The organism is Seohaeicola zhoushanensis, assembly GCF_014656415.1.
GTDB lineage: Bacteria > Pseudomonadota > Alphaproteobacteria > Rhodobacterales > Rhodobacteraceae > Seohaeicola_A > Seohaeicola_A zhoushanensis.
In genome coordinates, this window is sequence record NZ_BNCJ01000001.1 from 432,268 (window position 1) to 448,816 (window position 16,549).

Consider the following 16,549-nt stretch of genomic DNA (forward strand, 5'->3'; position numbering starts at 1 on the left):
GATACCGAGGCGGCAGAATGAAGCTTGGCGACATGATAGACGCGTTCCGACCGGCAGAGGGGCCGCCGCCGCAGACGCTGGGCGCGTTCATGGCCTGGACGCTGAGCGGTGCCTGGCCGGCGCTTTGGCTGGCAACCTTCCTGTCGGTGCTGGCCGGTATGCTGGAGGCCGGGACTGCCTGGATACTTGGCCGGGTCATCGACTCGGCGGGGGCCAGCGGGCCGGAGGCCTATTTCGACGGGTCGAACACCGCGACGCTGGTGCTGGCGGTGGCCTTCTTCCTGATCGCCCGTCCGCTGCTGTTCGGGCTGTCCTCGGCCTCGAACGCGATCATCGTGCAGCCCAATGTCAACCCGCTGGTGCTGTCGCGCCTCAACCGGTGGACGCTGGGCCAGTCGGTGCGCTTCTTCGACGAGGATTTCGCGGGGCGCATCGCGCAGAAGCAGATGCAATGTGCCCGCGCCGTGACCGATGTGGCGTCGGACGCGATCAACGTGGTTGCCTTCGCTCTGGCCTCGCTGGCCGGGTCGCTGGCGCTGCTCGCCTCGATCAACGGCATCATGACCGTGGTCTTCGCGGCCTGGCTGGTCCTGTATTTCCTGCTGATCGCCATGTTCCTGCCGCGCATCCGCAAGCTGGCGGCGGGGCGTGCCGGGGCGCGGGCGATGGTTTCGGGGCAGATCGTCGACACCATCACCAATATCAAGACCGTCAAGCTGTTTGCCCATGCCGATCACGAGGACCGCGCCGCGCTGGGTGCGCTGGGCCATTTCCGCGAGCGCGCGCTGGAGTTCGGGCAGCTTTCGGCGCAGTTCCGGTTCTGGCTGATGATGCTGGCGGGGCTGCTGCCGGTGATCCTGATTGGCGGCACGCTGCTGCTCTGGCAGCGGGGCAGCGCCACGCAGGGCGATATCGTCGCCGCCGGGGCGGTGGCGATCCGCATCGCGCAGATGACCGGCTGGGTCAGCATGTCGCTGATGGCGGTCTATGCGAGCCTTGGCGAGGTCGAGGACGGGATGCGCACGCTGACGCCGCGTATCCGGATCGAGGATGCGCCCGAGGCTGCCGATCTCGTGGTGCCGCGCGGGCAGATCGAGTTCGACCAGGTGAGCTTTGCCTATGGGCGTGAGACCGGCGGGATCGAGAACATCACCCTGACCATCGCGCCGGGCGAGAAGCTGGGGATCGTTGGTGCCTCGGGGGCGGGAAAGTCGACCTTGGTATCGCTGCTGCTCAGGCTCTACAAAGGGGAATCCGGGCAGATCCGTATTGACGGGCAGGACATCGACGGCGTCACGCAGGAAAGCCTGCGCCGGCAGATCGGCATGGTCACGCAGGAAACCGCGATGTTCAACCGGTCGGCGCGGGACAACATCCTTTATGGCCGGCCGGATGCGACCGAGGAGGAGCTGATCGCCGCCGCCGAGAAGGCCGAAGCGCATGAGTTCATCCTGAAGCTGAAGGACCACAAGGGGCGTGAGGGCTATGCCGCGCATCTGGGCGAGCGGGGCGTGAAGCTTTCGGGCGGGCAGCGGCAGCGCATCGCGCTGGCCAGGGCGATCCTCAAGGACGCGCCGATCCTGGTGCTGGACGAGGCGACCTCGGCGCTGGATTCCGAGGTCGAGGCCTCGATCCAGACCGCGCTGCACCGGGTGATGGAGGGCAAGACGGTTCTGGCCATTGCGCACCGGCTGTCGACGCTTTCGGAGATGGACCGGATTATCGTTCTGGACGCCGGGCGGATTGCCGAGGTAGGCACCCACGATGCGTTGCTGGCCAAGGGCGGGCTTTACGCGAAATTCTGGGAACGGCAGTCGGGCGGGTTCATCCGCGCCGAGGCGGCCGAATAGGGTTACATCTTCCGATCATGCGTCAGGACTTCACCATCGAGCGGCTGGGCCATATGGGCGACGGCATCGCGCCCGGCCCGCTGTTCGCGCCCCGCACCCTGCCGGGCGAAACGATCAGCGCCGAGGTCTCCGGGAGCCAGCTGGACGACATCCGCATCGTCACGCCTTCGCCGGACCGGGTGGCGCCGCCCTGCCGGCATTATCGCAGCTGTGGCGGCTGCCAGTTGCAGCATGCCTCGGACAGTTTCGTCGAGGGGTGGAAGCTGGAGGTCGTGCGCGCGGCGCTCGCTGCGCAGGGGATCGAAACGGAGTGGCGGCCGGTCGTGACCTCGCCGCCGCAGTCGCGCCGGCGGGCCACCCTGGCGGTGCGGCGAACCAAGAAGGGGTCGCTGGCGGGCTTCCACGGCCGGGCCTCGGGCACCATCGTCGAGATCCCGGATTGCCGGTTGCTCGACCCCGCGCTGATCGCGGCGCTGCCGCTGGCCGAGGCGCTGGCGCAGGCCGGAGCCAGCCGCAAGGGTGAGATGGACGTGACTCTGACGGTCACGCGCAACGGGCTCGACGTGCTGGTGGCCGGGGGCAAGCCGGCGGATACGCCGCTGCGGATGGAGCTGGCCGGGCTGGCCGAGCGTCACCGCCTGGCGCGGCTGACCTGGGAGGACGAGGTTGTCGCCCTGCGCGAGCCGCCGGTGCAGGCCTTTGGTGCAGCACAGGTCGCGCCGCCGCCGGGCGCCTTCCTGCAGGCGACTCCGCAGGGCGAGGCGGCCTTGCTGGCCGCCGTGGCCGAGATCACCGGCGGCGCCAAGCGGGTGGTCGATCTGTTTGCAGGCTGCGGCACCTTCGCGCTGCCGCTGGCGGCGCAGGCCGAGGTGCACGCGGTCGAGGGTGAAAAGGCGATGGTGCAGGCGCTGGACCAAGGCTGGCGGCAGGCGCAGGGGCTGAAGAAGGTGACAAGCGAGGCGCGCGACCTGTTCCGCCGTCCGCTGATGCCGGATGAACTGAAACGCTTCGACGCCGCGGTGATCGACCCGCCGCGCGCCGGGGCCGAGGCGCAGACAGCCGAACTGGCGAAGGCCGGGCTGCCGGTGATCGCCTATGTCTCGTGCAATCCGGTCACCTTCGCGCGGGATGCGCGGGTGCTGGTCGATGCCGGCTACAGCCTCGACTGGGTGCAGGTGATCGACCAGTTCCGCTGGTCGGTGCACATCGAACTGGCAGCTGCCTTCCGTCGCGGGTGACGCGGGCCACGATCGGCGATTTTTCGACCGACCCCGCGCGAATTTGATTTTGCAAGGCGCCCCGAGCGCGGGTATTTCTGCCCGAAAAATGAACGAGGGCAGACAAATGAAACGCCGTGTTTTCGGCTTTGGCATTCTCGCGGCGCTGGCGCTTCCAGGCTGCGCCAGCAAGTTCCGGACCTATCGGGGCCCGGAGGTGACGGGCATCGTTGTCAACAAGACGGCGTCCAAGATGTACCTGCTGCATCACACCGAGGTGCTGAAGTCCTATGACATCGATCTCGGCTTTGCGCCGGCGGGACCGAAGCAGTTCGAGGGCGACGGCAAGACCCCGGAAGGCACCTATTTCATCAACCGGCGCAATCCGAACAGCGCGTTCCACCTATCGCTGGGGATTTCTTACCCCAACGAGCAGGACGTGGCCTTTGCCAAGGCGCAGGGCAAACGCGCGGGGGGCGATATCTTCATCCACGGCCAGCCGAACGACAACAAGAAGCTGTCGAAGCAGAAGAACTGGACTGCCGGCTGCATCGCGGTGAAGGACCGCGAGATGGAAGACATCTACGCGATGGTGCGCGAGGGCACGGTCATCTCGATCTACGCCTGATCCCGGTCAGTCGCCCAGGATCAGCGTCCACCAGATCTTGCCGTTGGTTTCCTGGAACCACGAGAACCCCATGGCGCGCGCGCGGGAGTCGAGAATGACCTCGCGCGTGCCCTGTTCGTCCATCCACCCGCCGAGCGTTTCGAGTTCGGTCTCGTAGCTTTCGGAAATCGCCTCTCCCAGCATGGTGCCCGGATAGCCGGCGCGGCGTACGCGGTCGATCGGCGAGGAGCCGTCCGAACCGAAGTGCCAGGGGCGGTTCTGCACCGACATGTCGCGCGAGTGAGTCGCGGCGGCGGCGGTCAGCTGGGCGTTCATCTGCACCGGAACGGCCCCGGCGGCGCCGCGCAGCGCGTTGACGGCGTCGAGCATCCGGAACTGGATCTTGGCCTGGTCGGCGGGGCGGATCTTGTAGACCTGCGGCAACGGGCGGCCATCGGCACCGAGCTGAGGTTCCGGCACGGTACACCCAGCCAGCGCAACTGCCAGCGCCAGGATCATCGATACGTGCCGAACCATGTTTTTGCCCCTTTGTCTTCGACCCGGCCCCGCATTTATCCTGACCGCAGATGCGCCGCAAACGCACAACGGCAGAATTTGGCCGGGTTACGCCGGTTTGATTTGCGACTGCGTCATTCCGGCAATATTTAGGGCGCAAAGTCAGCGTGAGAACACGGGACGAGCAGAGTCATGACCAGATCTTCAGATTTCCTTCCTTCGCGCCGGAGTTTCCTTGCGGGGGCCGCAGCCGCCGTTGCCGCGGGCCCGGTGCTGGCGCAGCAGCAGGGCGTGAACAGCGCCGCCACGACCGAGCTTGAACGGGACCTGTCGCATTCGGTGCGGCACAACATCTCGAGCTTCCGCTCGCTGGAATGGCAGCCCTACTTCACCAACCTGGAAAAGGGCGCGATCCTGGTCGACATCACCTCGCGCGCGCTGCATTTCTGGACCGAGGACGGCACCTATTACCTGTTCCCCTCCAGCGTGCCGGCGACCGAAGACCTGACCCGCCGGGGCCGGACCAACGTTGTCAAGAAGGTCGAAGGGCCGGATTGGCGCCCGACGCCGAGCATGTTGGAGCGCAACCCGGAATGGCCGAGCTACATCCCGCCGGGTCCGGATAACCCGCTGGGAACACACGCACTTTACCTGAGCTGGCAATATTACCGGATCCACGGGACCCACGATACCCGCAAGATCGGGCGGCGGTCGTCGAACGGCTGCATCGGTCTTTACAACGAGCATATTGCCAAGCTCTTCGGCATGGCTTCGGTCGGGACGCAGGTGTTGCTCATTTGACGCGAAGGCGCGTCACGCGCTGACGATACGTCAATCGTCGCTTGGCGACGAATCGAAAGCATCTGATATATTTGCTGCACCCGTGCATTTTGCGGGTGCGCCATTTGGCTGTTCGGGTGGCGCAGAACCTGGAGGTCATCATGAAGAAACTCGTTCTCGCCGCTGCCCTGGCCGCTTCCGCAACCACCGCCACTGCCGGCGGCATGGCTCCTGTCGTCTCGCCGCCCGTCGTTGTCGCGGACGCCAAGGGTTCGTCCAGCGGCATCCTGCTGCCCCTGATTCTGCTGGTTCTGGTGGCTGCTGCCGTCGCCGCCGACTGACGCAACGCCGCTCAATTGCTCCGGACGGCGGCCCGGCTGCCGTCCGGGTGCCCGTGCGGACCCAGAGTGTTGCCAAATTGACGACATTTACCGGGCGCCTAGGGCACCGCTTCCAACAACCATTTGCAATCCCTCCTTTTTGCTGGTTAGAAAAATCATACGAGGTACGTCTATTGTGCGCGTCGCAGGATGCTGTTGCGCGCCGAAACTGGAGGTTAACATGAAGAAACTCGTTCTCGCCGCTTCCCTGGCTGCAGCTGCTTCGACCGCAACTGCTGGTTCGCTCGCACCGGTCGTGGTCGAGCCGGTTGTCGTCGCCGAAGCCAAAGGCTCGTCGTCGGGCATCCTGCTGCCGCTGATCCTGCTGGTTCTGGTGGCTGCTGCTGTCGCTGCTGACTAATCGGCACGATACGGAACAAAGAAAAGGCGGTGGGTCAAACCACCGCCTTTTTTATTTGCTGTGCCGGCCAGGTCAGTCGACCCAGCCGCGCAGGTTCTCGGCAATGATCTCGCCAAGCGCGGCGATATGGGCGTCATCGTCATTGAGGCAGGGCACGTAGGTGAACGACTCGCCGCCGGCGTGTTCGAAGCTTTCGCGAATCTCGCCGTTGATCTCTTCCAGAGTCTCGATGCAGTCGGCCGAGAAGGCCGGCGCAATGACCGCGATCCGCTTGGTCCCGGCTTGCGCCAGGCGCGCGACCTCTTCGACGGTATAGGGCTTGAGCCATTCCTCGGGGCCGAATTTCGACTGGAAGGTCGTGACCAGATCGGACGATTCCCAGCCCAGCCGTTCCTTGAGCAGGCGCGTCGTCTTCTGGCACTGGCAGTGGTAGGGGTCGCCCGAGGTGAGATAGCGTTCGGGCATCCCGTGGTAGGAGCAGACCAGCAGGTCGGGCCGGTGGTCGAGGGTCGCGTAGGTGCGTTCGACCGATTGCGCCAGCGCCTCGATAAAGGCGGGGTGGTCGAAATAGGCGGGGACCGTGCGGCTGGCGGGCTGCCACTTTTCCTTCATCAGCGCGCGGAAGAACTGGTCGTTGGCGGTGGCCGTGGTGGCCCCGGCGTATTGCGGGTAGAGCGGGAAGAACAGGATGCGGCTGCAGCCCTGCGCGACCATCTCGCGCACCTTCGATTCGGTGGAAGGGTTGCCGTATCTCATGCAGAAATCGACCATGACGCGCGCGCCGAACCGTGCTGACATGGTCTCGGCGACCTTCGCGGTCTGCGCCTTGGTGATCGTCATCAGCGGGCTTTCGTTCGCCTCGGTGTTCCAGATCAGCCGGTAGTTGGCGCCGCTTGAGAAGGGACGCTTGGCGAGGATCACCGTCTGCAGCAGCGGCTGCCATTTCCACGCGGGGTAGTCGATGACGCGCTTGTCCGACAGGAACTCGCTCAGGTAGCGGCGCATCGACCAGTAGTCGTGGTTGTCCGGCGTGCCGAGGTTGGCAAGCAGGATGCCCACCTTCTCGCGGGGGAGGGCGGGGTGCGTGGCGGGTGCGTGGGCTGGCCGGGTGGCTTCGGTCATCGGGAATACGTCCTCGTCTGCGGGCATCCGGGTGAAATAGGCGGATATCTGCTTGCGTCAATCGGGCAGTCTGGTTTCCGGAACCTTGAGCGCATCGGCGAGACGGGCCTTGGCGGAACCGGGTCTCAGCGGCTTGGGCTGGCTTTCGTCGGGCGCCCAGCCGGTGAGGCAGATCAGGTCGAAGGTTGCGGGCAGGCGGCCTTCGGGCGTGGCGAAATGGTCTTTGTAGAGACTGTTTGCCGTCTCGAACAGCGCCCTGCGGGTTGGGCCGCGGCGGCGCGCGGAAAGGGCGTTGGTCTCGCCCATGGCGCGCAGGTCGCGCATCAGGTGGAAGAGGTCGCGGTAGGCGGCGGTGACCGGCACGCTGTCGGCCACCGGCAGCGCCAGCCCCGCCCGTTGCAGCAGCGCGCCAAGGTCGCGGATCTCGGCCATCGGGGCGACGCGAGGCGACAGGCCGCCGGTCAGGCGCGACTCGGCCTCGCCCAGGGCGGCGCGCAATTCGTTCAGCGTCTGGCCGCCCAGCAGGACGGCGAGGAAGAGCCCGTCGGGTTTAAGCGCGCGGCGGCACTGGATCAGCTGGCCCACCGGGTCATTCGCCCAGTGCAGGCACATGGCATGCACCACCAGGTCATGCGCGCCGGGTTGCAGGTCGAGCGTGTCGCTGTCGGCCGCGATCTTGCCGAAGCCCTCCCAGAGCGCGGGAAAGGGCGTGACCACGGCCGGCGCCGTAAAGGTTCTGTTAACCATTGAGAGGCGATCCTGCACCTCGTCGCGGGCGGCCTCGTGCAGGAACAGCGCCTCGGGCAGGGCGCGGGCGCGGTGAGCCGCTAGGGCGGCGCGGTCGAACAGGGCGGGTGGGTTGGTCATGGCGGATACCTAGCCACATGCGCGCGGTGTTTCAAACGGCAGTTCGCCTGTTGTTTCCCTCACGTTGCGTCGGATGCGGGGCCCTGGTCGAGAGCGATTTCGCCCTTTGCGCGCAGTGCTGGCGCGAGACGCCCTTCATCGGCGGCACGGTCTGCGATGCCTGCGGCGCGCCCTTGCCCGGCGCGGACGAGGCGGTGCGGGTGGAATGCGACGACTGCATGGCCACGCCCCGGCCCTGGGCGCGGGGGCGGTCGGCGATGCTCTATCGTGACAAGGGCCGCGCGCTGGTGCTGGCGCTGAAACATGGCGACCGGCCCGAGGTGGCGCGGCTGGCCGCGCCCTGGCTGGCCCGCGCGGCGCGGCCGCTCCTGCGGCCCGACCTGCTGGTCGCGCCGGTGCCGCTGCACCGCTTCAAGCTGCTGCGCCGCCGCTATAACCAGAGCGCGCTGCTGGCCCGCGCGTTGGCGGAACAAACCGGGCTTGAGCATTGTCCCGACCTGCTGCTGCGCCGGCGGGCGACCGCCAGCCAGGATGGGCGGAGCGCGGCCGAGCGGTTTGCCAATCTCGACGGGGCGATCGCGGTTCACCCCGGCCGAAAGGCGCGTCTTGTGGGCCGTCCGGTGCTGCTGGTCGATGACGTGATGACCTCGGGCGCGACGCTGGCGGCCTGTGCCGAGGCCTGCCGGCAAGCGCAATCTGGTGAGGTCTTCGTGCTGGCACTGGCGCGGGTGACCAAGGATCACTAGGTTCCCTGTCGAAACGGACCACAGGACACAGGCCGGACATGAAACAGGTTGAAATCTACACGACGCCGCTTTGCGGCTATTGCCATGCGGCCAAACGGCTGCTGACCCAGAAGGGCGTGAGCTATGCCGAGATTGACGTCGCCGCCGCGCCCGAGCGCCGGGCCGAGATGACGCAGCGCGCGAACGGCGGGCGCACGGTGCCGCAGATCTTTATCGGCGGCACCCATGTCGGCGGTTGCGACGATCTTTACGCCATGGAGCGCGCGGGCAAGCTTGACCCGATGCTGGCCGACTGATGCGGGCGGCGCTGCTTCAGCTCAGCTCGGGTGACGACCCGGCGGCGAACCTCGAGACGGTGATCGGCTATATGGACGAGGCCCACGCTGCCGGCGCGCGTTTCATCCTGACGCCGGAGGTCACAAACTGCGTTTCCGCCAGCCGCGAGCGGCAGAACGCGGTGCTGCAGCAGGAAGCCGATGACATCACCTTGCAGGGGCTGCGCCGCAAGGCGGCGGACCTCGGCGTTTGGCTGCTGATCGGGTCGCTGGCGCTCAAGACCGGCGATCCGGACGGGCGCTTTGCCAACCGTTCTTTCCTGATCGGGCCGGATGGCGCGGTGCGCGCCTGGTACGACAAGATCCACATGTTCGACGTCGAGGTGACGCCGGAAGAGACCTATCGCGAATCGGCGGGCTTCCGTCCCGGCAGCCGCGCCGTTCTGGCCGAGACCGATTTCGGCGCGATCGGCATGTCGGTCTGCTATGATGTGCGGTTCCCGGCGCTCTACCAGGCGCTGGCGCAGGCCGGGGCCTCGATCCTGACCGTTCCGGCGGCGTTCTCGCCGGTGACGGGCGCGGCACATTGGCACAGCCTGCTGCGCGCCCGGGCGATCGAGACGGGCTGCTACGTGCTGGCCCCGGCGCAGACGGGCGAGCATCCGAAGACCACGGGCAAGCAGCGGCGGACCTATGGTCACAGCCTGGCCGTCTCGCCCTGGGGCGAGGTGCTGGTCGATGGCGGGACCGAGCCGGGTTTTCATATCGTGGATCTGGATGCTAGGCTTGTCAGCGATGCGCGCAGGAAGGTTCCGTCACTGACCCATGTCAGGCATTTCGACGGCCCCTGACAGGGAAGGATTCATGGCGGACGACAACAATACCCTGGCGGTCGCCTTGTTCAGCGAGGTCCTGGCCGCGGACCAGCTCATGCGGAACCGCCTGGGCAAGGTGTTGCCGCGCGGCATGGAGATCTCGCATTTCTCGGTGCTGAACCACCTGGCCTTTTCGGGGGGCGAACGCAGCCCGGCGCAGTTGGCCGAGACCTTTCACGTCACCCGCGGCGCGATGACCAATACGCTGAACAAGCTGGAGTGGGCGGGCTATGTCCACATCCGGCCCGACTGGGACGATGCCCGCCGCAAGATGGTGGCGATCAGCCCGGCCGGGCGGCAGGCGCGCGACTATGCGGTCGCTGCCCTCGCGCCGATGCTGAACGAGGTTGTCGGCGACCTGGGCACCGAGAAGGTGCGCACCGTGCTGCCGGTCCTGCGCGAGCTGCGGGCGCGGCTGGAGCGCAAGGATTAGACCCTAAACGGGGATTTACTCCGGGCGCAGGCTCGCCGTGACGTAGTTCACCGAGAGATCGCGGTCGGAGAGGCGCCAGGCCCAGCTGATCGGGTTGAAGACGAAGCCCTTGCGGTCGACCGGGCGCAGCCCTGCCTGTTCGAGCAGCGCGAACAGCTCGTCGGGGGTGATGAACTTGTTCCACTCGTGGGTGCCGCGCGGCAGCCAGCGCATCACCACCTCGGCCCCGAAGATCGCCATGGCGTAGGACTTGGGGTTGCGGTTGATGGTCGAGCAGACCTGCAGCCCGCCCGGTTTCAGCAGGTCGTGGCAGGCGGTCAGATAGGCGAGCGGGTCTGCCACATGCTCGACCACCTCCATGTTCAGCACCACGTCGAAGCGTTCGCCGGCCTCGGCCAGCGCCTCGGCGGTGGTGTTGCGGTAGTCGATGTCCAGCCCCATCTGTTCGGCATGGATCTGCGCCACCGGGATATTGCGCGCCGCCGCGTCGGCGCCGACCACCTCGGCGCCCAGCCGCGCCATCGGTTCCGACAGCAGCCCGCCGCCGCAGCCGATATCGAGCAGGCGCAGCCCTTCGAACGGGCGCTGGGCCTTGAGATCACGGTCATATTCGGTGGCGATCTGGGTGCAGATGTAATCAAGCCGGCAGGGGTTCAGCATGTGCAGGGGCTTGAACTTGCCGGACGGATCCCACCAGTCGGCCGCCATTGCCTCGAACTTGGCAACCTCGGCAGGATCGACGGTGGTTTGTGACACTGGCATTGCTGACTCCGCGTGATCATTCTATTCCTGACGACTATATAGGGCATTGATGGACAGACACCCGGATCAAAAGCGCGCAGTGCAATATCTTTACCCGCCGATCGACCCCTTCGATCAGCGGATGCTGGATGTTGGCCAGGGCCACAGCGTCTATGTCGAGCAATGCGGCAACCCCGAGGGCATTCCGGTGGTGGTGCTGCATGGCGGGCCCGGCGGCGGTTGCAGCCCGGCGATGCGGCGGTATTTCGACCCCGAGGTCTATCGCGTCATCCTGTTCGACCAGCGCGGCTGCGGGCGGTCGCGGCCCCATGCCTCGGTTGTCGATAACACCACATGGCACCTCGTCGCCGATATCGAGGCGATCCGTGAGGTTCTGAAGATCGACCGCTGGATCGTCTTCGGCGGCAGCTGGGGAGCGACGCTGGCGCTGGTCTATGCGCAGGCGCATCCCGACCATGTCAGCAACATGATCCTGCGCGGCGTCTTCCTGATGACCCAGTCCGAGCTGGACTGGTTCTATGGCGGCGGCGCCGGCAGGTTCTGGCCCGAGACCTGGGAACGCTTCGTGGCGCCGATCCCGGAGGACGAGCGGGGCGACCTGATCGCCGCCTATCACCGGCGGTTGTTCTCGGGGAACATGATGCAGGAAACCCAGTTCGGGCGTACCTGGTCGGCCTGGGAGAATGCGCTGGCCTCGATCCATTCGAGCGGGTCTTCGGGCGAGAGCCCCGGTGACTATGCCCGCGCCTTCGCGCGGCTGGAGAACCACTATTTCATCAACCGCGGCTTTCTGGAGTTCGATGGCCAGATCCTGGCCCACATGGACCGGATCGCGCATATTCCCGGCGTTATCGTGCAGGGGCGCTATGACATGATCTGCCCGCCGCATGGCGCCTGGGAGCTGTCGCGCCGCTGGCCCAAGGGCGAGCTGAAGCTGGTGCGCAATGCCGGCCATGCGCTGAGCGAACCAGGCATTTCCGCGGAACTGGTGCGTGCGATGGACGACATCGCCGAGGCGCGGGGGCTGAAATGACGCGCCTTGACCGCCGTGCCCTGTTCACCTCCGGTGCCGCCGCGGCGCTGCTGGCGGCCTCGGGGCTTTCGGCGGATGCGCGACCCCGTGCCGGTGGGGTGATGCGCCTGGCGGTGCCGCGCGACGGCAGCCTGGCGCGGATCGCGCAAGGCGCCACCTTTGACCAGCTGACCGAGATCGCGCCCGATGGCACCCTGCGGGGCGAGCTGGCGCTGTCCTGGACCGGCAGCGAGGACGCGCGGCGGTGGAGCTTCCGCCTGCGCAAGGACGCGCGGTTCCACGACGGCACGGCGCTACACGCCCGACACGTGGCCGAGGCGCTGGGCGATCTGCCGTCGGTGCGGGCGGTTCACGTCGAGTCGGCTCAGGACCTGGTGTTCGAACTGGAGACCGCGAATGTGCGCCTGCCGCTGGATCTGGCGGATCCGGCCCATGCCATTCGGCGCAATGGTGCGGGCACCGGGGCCTACCGGATCGTCCGCATGGACGAGGCGCGGCATCTGCTGGCGACACGGATCGAAGGCCACTACAAGGCCGGGACCGCCGGCTGGGCCGACCGGATCGAGGTCATCGTGATCCCCGACGCCGCGGTCCGGGCCGAGGCGCTGCGGGGCGGTTACGTCGACCTCGTCTATCTGCCCGAGGCGGCAGGGCTGATCGGGCAGGGCGAATTCCTTTATCACCCGAACGCCGAGAACATCGCCATTGCCGCCCGCGCCGGTGTGGGCATCCCGCGCCAGGTCGGCAGCCGCGCGCCGCTGGATGACGGGCGGATCGCCGAACGCTGGTGGATCGCCTGAGCCTCAGGTCTGCGACTTTTCCAATTCCTCGGCCAGCATGTCCCAGACCCGCCTGATCCGTGGCGTCTGGCGCATGGCCGGATGCGCAGCCAGCCAGACGTCGAGCGGCGGGATACTGATGCCGAGGTCGATCTCCTCGACGGCCGGATCGGCGCGCCCCGAGACCCGTTGCGAGAAGCCGATGCCGCAACCGGTGCGCACCAGTTCCCAGTAGGTCGCCTGGTTGTCGCAGCGCACCGCGAAATCCTCGGTGGTGGCCGGCCAGCCGAATTTGCGCATGGTGCGCAGGATCAGTTCGTCGGCGTCATAGCCGACCAGGTCAAAGTCGAAGAGCTGGTCGGGCCGCTGGGGACGGCCATGGCGGGCGAGGTAGGACTTCGCGGCGAAGATGCCCATTTCGATGGTGGTGACGTGGCGGGTGACCACGTCCATCTGCGTCGGGCGGAACATGCGCACGGCGACGTCGGCTTCGCGGAACAGCAGGTTCTCGCTGCGGTCCGAAGGGACCAGCACCAGCGAGATCGCCGGCTCGGCGGCGCGGATGCGGGCGAGGATCGGCGGCAACAGGTAGTGCGAGGCAAAGACCGAGGCGGTGATCCGCACGGTGCCTTCGAGCCGCTGGCTCTGCCCCGCCGCGGTAAGCGTCAGCGCGTTCATCGCCTGGTGCATCTGTTGCGCCAGCGGCAGAAGGTCGGCGCCCAGCGACGTTAGGCGCAGGCCGCGCGCGTGGCGTTCGAAGAGCGTGGCGTCGAGCGCCTGCTCCAGCGACTGCACCTGCCGGCCAAGCGTCGGCTGGCTGCGCCCCAGCCGCGCGGCGGCGGCCGAGAGCGAGCCGGTTTCGGCCACGGCGACGAAGACCTGGATCAGTGACCAGTCGAGGGAGGTGAGTGCGTTATCCATTCATAGATGAATACCATAGCTGCAGTTTCGGGCAATGTTCCCGTTGCTGCTGAATAGCTAACTTGGTGCCATCGGATGAACCAAGGAGACACCAGATGTCCAAGACCGTTCTGATCCTCGGCGCTTCGGGCCGTTTTGGCCGTGCCGCCGCCGATGCCTTTGCCCAGGCTGGCTGGACCGTTCGCAACTATGACCGTGCCTCGGGCGATCTTGCCCGTGCGGCCTGGGGGGCGGATGTGATCGTCAACGCCTGGAACCCGCTTTATACCGACTGGGCCGAGCAGGTGCCGGGCCTGACGCAGAAGGTGATCAAGGTCGCGCAGCAGACCGGGGCCACGGTCATCGTGCCGGGGAATGTCTATGTCTTCGGTGAACAGACGCCCGCGCCCTGGTCCGAGCGCACGCCGCATGGGGCCACCAACGGCCTCGGCCGGGTGCGGATCGCGATGGAGGCGGCTTACCGTGCTTCGGGCGTGCGGACCATCGTCCTGCGGGCGGGTGACTTCATCGATGCAGGCGCCTCGGGGAATTGGTTCGACCGTATCCTGGTCGCGCGGCTCGACCGGGGCGTGGTGCAATATCCGGGCAATCCCGACATTCCCCACGCCTGGGCCTGGTTGCCGGATGTGGCCCGTGCCGCCGTGCTGCTGGCCGAGCAGCGCGAGAGCCTGCCCGCGTTCACCGACGTGCCCTTCCCCGGCTATACCCTGACCGGCCGCGAATTGGTGGCGGCCCTGTCACGGGTCACGGGCCGAGGGTTGCAGCTGAAGCGGTTCTCGTATCTGCCGCTGCACCTGCTGCGCCCGGTCTGGCCGATGGCCCGGCGGCTGGTCGAGATGTCCTATCTCTGGCGCAGGCCGCATTGGCTGGACGGCGCGCGGTTCCAGGAACTGTTGCCCGGCTTTCGCCACACGCAGTTGGAGGCGGCGCTGGCCGTCGCCATCGGGGCAGGGGTGGCAGAGGTGCCGGAGCAGGCAGTGACGGCCCGATAGGTTCAGGCGGTCTGCATCGCCTCGGCGCTGGCGTAGACGCGGCGGCGCTTTTCCTCGATCAGTTCGGCGATGCGCGACATCGCCAGCCCGCGCATCATCATGCTGGCGGGCAGGAAGGCCCAGGCGCTGAGCAGCCAGATGCGGGTCTTCGGGTCTTCCATCGAGAGCGGCTCGAAATTGTCGGAGACCAGCTTGATCAGCGCCGGAACGAAGAAGGGCGCGAGGAAACCGACGATCATGTTGATCCGCCCATCGCGCTGGAGACGGTGCACCACGTCGCCGCCAGTGGTGGGGTCGAACAGCGGCAGGTTCACCCAGACGTTGAAGGCGCCGCTGCTGGTGGGCCAGCCCATCACGCGGACCGAGATCAGGAAGGCGATCACGGTGAGCATCGCGATGACATAGGAGACGCCGGCCGCGATGCGCACCGCGTCGACGGTCTGCACGCCGGCCTCGGTCGGCAGCATCAGGATGGCGAGGCGCACCGGCGAATAGGGGAAGTCGGTCAGGTGGCCGATCAGGCCGCCGAGACCCGTCAGGAAGGCGGTGAGGCCGCTCGGGTCGGTGGTGTGGCGGGTGATCGTGGTCAGGACGAGGAACATCGCCAGCAGGCAGAAAAAGCGCAGCCGGTTCAGCGGCGGGGCGTCGCGGAATTCGATGAAGCTCGGGAATTCGGTGTTGTATTCGGCAAAGGTCAGCGCGCCGGCAAGGATGGCCAGCAGGGCGATCATCTCGGACGCGTCCGTTATGCTGCCGGGCAGCAGCAACGAGGGCGTCGCCACCAGCAGCGCCACCAACAGTCCGCGCAAGGCTGCGCCTGCGATCCGTCCGATCACTGTCCGATCCTTTCAATCTGGACGGTCCCGATACATCGCCGGATACCTGTTCCAGTTGAATCCGCCCGTGTCTGGGTGGAATGCCTCATTTTGGCCTCATTTGTGGCGGCAATTAGAGTGCCGCTCAAGCCATGGCGCCATGACACTTCAAGTTTGAGGCAAAAACGAGGACAAACTGGTGCCTCTTTGCATCAATTTTTGTGTCTTCTAGGCGACTGTCACGAAAGAGGCACCAAATCTGGTGGGCCGGGGAAAAATGCCGCCCGGTCACTGCCATATTCGCGGCGAAACGATCCAGCGGGATTGTTTTCGTTAACGAACAGAACCGCCCCAACATCCTGATATTGAGCGCAAAACAAGATCAGCGCCGGCACAATGCGGCAGAAGCGCGGCGGGCGATTCTGTCGGGCCTGCCGCAATCGCATGGGCGCGGATGCGGGGCGTTTTGCGGGCTATGTCGGGGGAAGGGGGCCTTGTGCGGGAGGTCATGCCTCCCGAAGGCAGGGGCGCAGCGGGCCGGCCGGAGCCGACCCACGCGAATGTCAGACCCAGGGACGGGCCGCGGCGGCCTTGGCCTCGAAGGCGTCGATCGAGGCGGCCTTTTCCAGCGTCAGGCCGATATCGTCGAGTCCGTTCAGCAGGCAGTGCTTCTTGAAGCTGTCGACCTCGAAGTGGAACACCTCGCCGTCCGAGGTGGTCACGGTCTGGGCCGGCAGGTCCACCGTCATGCGGGCGTTGGCGCCCTTCTCGGCGTCCTTCATCAGCACGTCGACCGCTTCCTTCGGCAGCACGATCGGCAGGATGCCGTTCTTGAAGCAGTTGTTGAAGAAGATGTCGGCGAAGCTGGTGGAGATCACGCAGCTGATGCCGAAATCCTTGATCGCCCAGGGGGCGTGTTCACGCGACGAGCCGCAGCCGAAGTTGTCGCCGGCGACGATGATCTGCGCCTCGCGGTACTGCGGCTTGTTCAGCACGAAATCGGGGTTTTCCTTCCCGTCGCGGTCATAGCGCATCTCGTCGAAGAGGTTCACGCCGAGGCCCGAACGCTTGATGGTCTTCAGGAACTGCTTCGGGATGATCATGTCGGTGTCGATGTTGACCAGCGGCATGGGGGCCGCGATCCCGGTGAGTTTTTCGAACTTGTCCATGTCTGTCTCCTTGTCGCCGGGGTGGTCCCCGTCGACGGGTTGAAGGTGA

At 66.5% G+C, this 16,549-nt stretch carries 20 protein-coding genes; 13 read left to right on the forward strand and 7 right to left on the reverse strand.

The genetic code is table 11. The features are described from left to right. Positions 1-17: 17 nt before the first annotated feature. The 3 genes from IE266_RS02055 (at position 18) to IE266_RS02065 (ending at position 3,695) form a co-directional block, all read left to right on the forward strand. Complete coding sequence (locus IE266_RS02055; protein ID WP_189678364.1) at positions 18-1,850, forward strand: ABC transporter ATP-binding protein; 1,833 nt, start codon at positions 18-20, stop codon at positions 1,848-1,850. A gap of 17 nt (positions 1,851-1,867) precedes the next feature. Then, entirely contained in the window at positions 1,868-3,088 is a 1,221-nt protein-coding gene (locus tag IE266_RS02060; RefSeq protein WP_189678365.1) for a class I SAM-dependent RNA methyltransferase, read from the forward strand. 106 nt (positions 3,089-3,194) lie between these two features. After that, positions 3,195-3,695, forward strand: a complete 501-nt coding sequence (locus tag IE266_RS02065; RefSeq protein ID WP_189678366.1) for a L,D-transpeptidase family protein — start codon at positions 3,195-3,197, stop codon at positions 3,693-3,695. 6 nt (positions 3,696-3,701) lie between these two features. Here IE266_RS02065 and dalA read toward each other — a convergent pair whose 3' ends face one another. Beyond that, positions 3,702-4,211, reverse strand: a complete 510-nt coding sequence (gene dalA, locus IE266_RS02070; protein WP_189678367.1) for a divisome-associated lipoprotein DalA — start codon at positions 4,209-4,211, stop codon at positions 3,702-3,704. A 171-nt stretch (positions 4,212-4,382) separates the two neighbouring features. Here dalA and IE266_RS02075 point away from each other — a divergent pair, with 171 nt between their 5' ends. From IE266_RS02075 to IE266_RS02085, 3 genes are all read left to right on the forward strand, one after another. After that, a complete protein-coding gene (locus IE266_RS02075) occupies positions 4,383-4,991 on the forward strand; it encodes a L,D-transpeptidase (protein WP_189678368.1) in 609 nt (202 codons plus the stop codon). Positions 4,992-5,131: 140 nt separating this feature from the next. Continuing rightward, positions 5,132-5,311, forward strand: coding sequence for a hypothetical protein (locus IE266_RS02080; RefSeq protein ID WP_189678369.1), 180 nt, complete (start codon positions 5,132-5,134; stop codon positions 5,309-5,311). A gap of 220 nt (positions 5,312-5,531) precedes the next feature. Then, on the forward strand, positions 5,532-5,711 hold the full coding sequence (locus IE266_RS02085; protein ID WP_189678370.1) for a hypothetical protein: 180 nt from the start codon (positions 5,532-5,534) through the stop codon (positions 5,709-5,711). Positions 5,712-5,783: 72 nt separating this feature from the next. Here the strand turns inward: IE266_RS02085 and hemH are convergent, their stop codons facing one another. Both hemH and IE266_RS02095 read right to left on the reverse strand, forming a co-directional pair. Next, positions 5,784-6,833, reverse strand: a complete 1,050-nt coding sequence (gene hemH / locus IE266_RS02090) for a ferrochelatase (RefSeq protein WP_189678371.1) — start codon at positions 6,831-6,833, stop codon at positions 5,784-5,786. 57 nt (positions 6,834-6,890) lie between these two features. Then, entirely contained in the window at positions 6,891-7,700 is an 810-nt protein-coding gene (locus IE266_RS02095; protein WP_189678372.1) for a methyltransferase domain-containing protein, read from the reverse strand. 17 nt (positions 7,701-7,717) lie between these two features. On the opposite strand from IE266_RS02095, the gene IE266_RS02100 reads away from it, so the two are divergent. From IE266_RS02100 to IE266_RS02115, 4 genes are read left to right on the forward strand one after another with little or no spacing between them, the layout of a single operon-like run. Continuing rightward, complete coding sequence (locus tag IE266_RS02100; RefSeq protein ID WP_189678373.1) at positions 7,718-8,446, forward strand: ComF family protein; 729 nt, start codon at positions 7,718-7,720, stop codon at positions 8,444-8,446. Between the two features lie 38 nt (positions 8,447-8,484). Next, complete coding sequence (gene grxC, locus IE266_RS02105) at positions 8,485-8,742, forward strand: glutaredoxin 3 (protein ID WP_189678374.1); 258 nt, start codon at positions 8,485-8,487, stop codon at positions 8,740-8,742. Further along, positions 8,742-9,572, forward strand: a complete 831-nt coding sequence (locus IE266_RS02110; protein WP_189678375.1) for a carbon-nitrogen hydrolase family protein — start codon at positions 8,742-8,744, stop codon at positions 9,570-9,572. The genes grxC and IE266_RS02110 overlap by 1 nt, the downstream gene beginning before the upstream one ends. Positions 9,573-9,585: 13 nt before the next feature. Further along, a complete protein-coding gene (locus IE266_RS02115) occupies positions 9,586-10,029 on the forward strand; it encodes a MarR family winged helix-turn-helix transcriptional regulator (protein ID WP_189678376.1) in 444 nt (147 codons plus the stop codon). Between the two features lie 15 nt (positions 10,030-10,044). Here IE266_RS02115 and ubiG read toward each other — a convergent pair whose 3' ends face one another. Next, positions 10,045-10,791: a bifunctional 2-polyprenyl-6-hydroxyphenol methylase/3-demethylubiquinol 3-O-methyltransferase UbiG gene (gene ubiG / locus IE266_RS02120; RefSeq protein ID WP_189678377.1), complete on the reverse strand. Its 747-nt coding sequence runs from the start codon at positions 10,789-10,791 to the stop codon at positions 10,045-10,047. Between the two features lie 49 nt (positions 10,792-10,840). Here ubiG and pip point away from each other — a divergent pair, with 49 nt between their 5' ends. Beyond that, positions 10,841-11,824, forward strand: coding sequence for a prolyl aminopeptidase (pip, locus tag IE266_RS02125; RefSeq protein WP_189678378.1), 984 nt, complete (start codon positions 10,841-10,843; stop codon positions 11,822-11,824). Then, the gene (locus IE266_RS02130) at positions 11,821-12,624 is read left to right on the forward strand and encodes an ABC transporter substrate-binding protein (RefSeq protein ID WP_189678379.1); all 804 of its coding nucleotides are present in this window, start codon (positions 11,821-11,823) and stop codon (positions 12,622-12,624) included. Before pip ends, IE266_RS02130 begins: the two co-directional genes overlap by 4 nt. 3 nt (positions 12,625-12,627) lie before the next feature. Here the strand turns inward: IE266_RS02130 and IE266_RS02135 are convergent, their stop codons facing one another. Then, complete coding sequence (locus IE266_RS02135; RefSeq protein WP_189678380.1) at positions 12,628-13,524, reverse strand: LysR family transcriptional regulator; 897 nt, start codon at positions 13,522-13,524, stop codon at positions 12,628-12,630. Positions 13,525-13,619: 95 nt separating this feature from the next. Between IE266_RS02135 and IE266_RS02140 the strand changes: the two genes are divergently transcribed. After that, positions 13,620-14,516: a sugar nucleotide-binding protein gene (locus tag IE266_RS02140; RefSeq protein WP_189678381.1), complete on the forward strand. Its 897-nt coding sequence runs from the start codon at positions 13,620-13,622 to the stop codon at positions 14,514-14,516. Positions 14,517-14,518: 2 nt separating this feature from the next. Here the strand turns inward: IE266_RS02140 and IE266_RS02145 are convergent, their stop codons facing one another. Beyond that, positions 14,519-15,352, reverse strand: a complete 834-nt coding sequence (locus tag IE266_RS02145; RefSeq protein WP_189678382.1) for a hypothetical protein — start codon at positions 15,350-15,352, stop codon at positions 14,519-14,521. A gap of 542 nt (positions 15,353-15,894) precedes the next feature. Beyond that, entirely contained in the window at positions 15,895-16,500 is a 606-nt protein-coding gene (gene leuD / locus IE266_RS02150; RefSeq protein ID WP_189678383.1) for a 3-isopropylmalate dehydratase small subunit, read from the reverse strand. Positions 16,501-16,549: the final 49 nt, after the last annotated feature.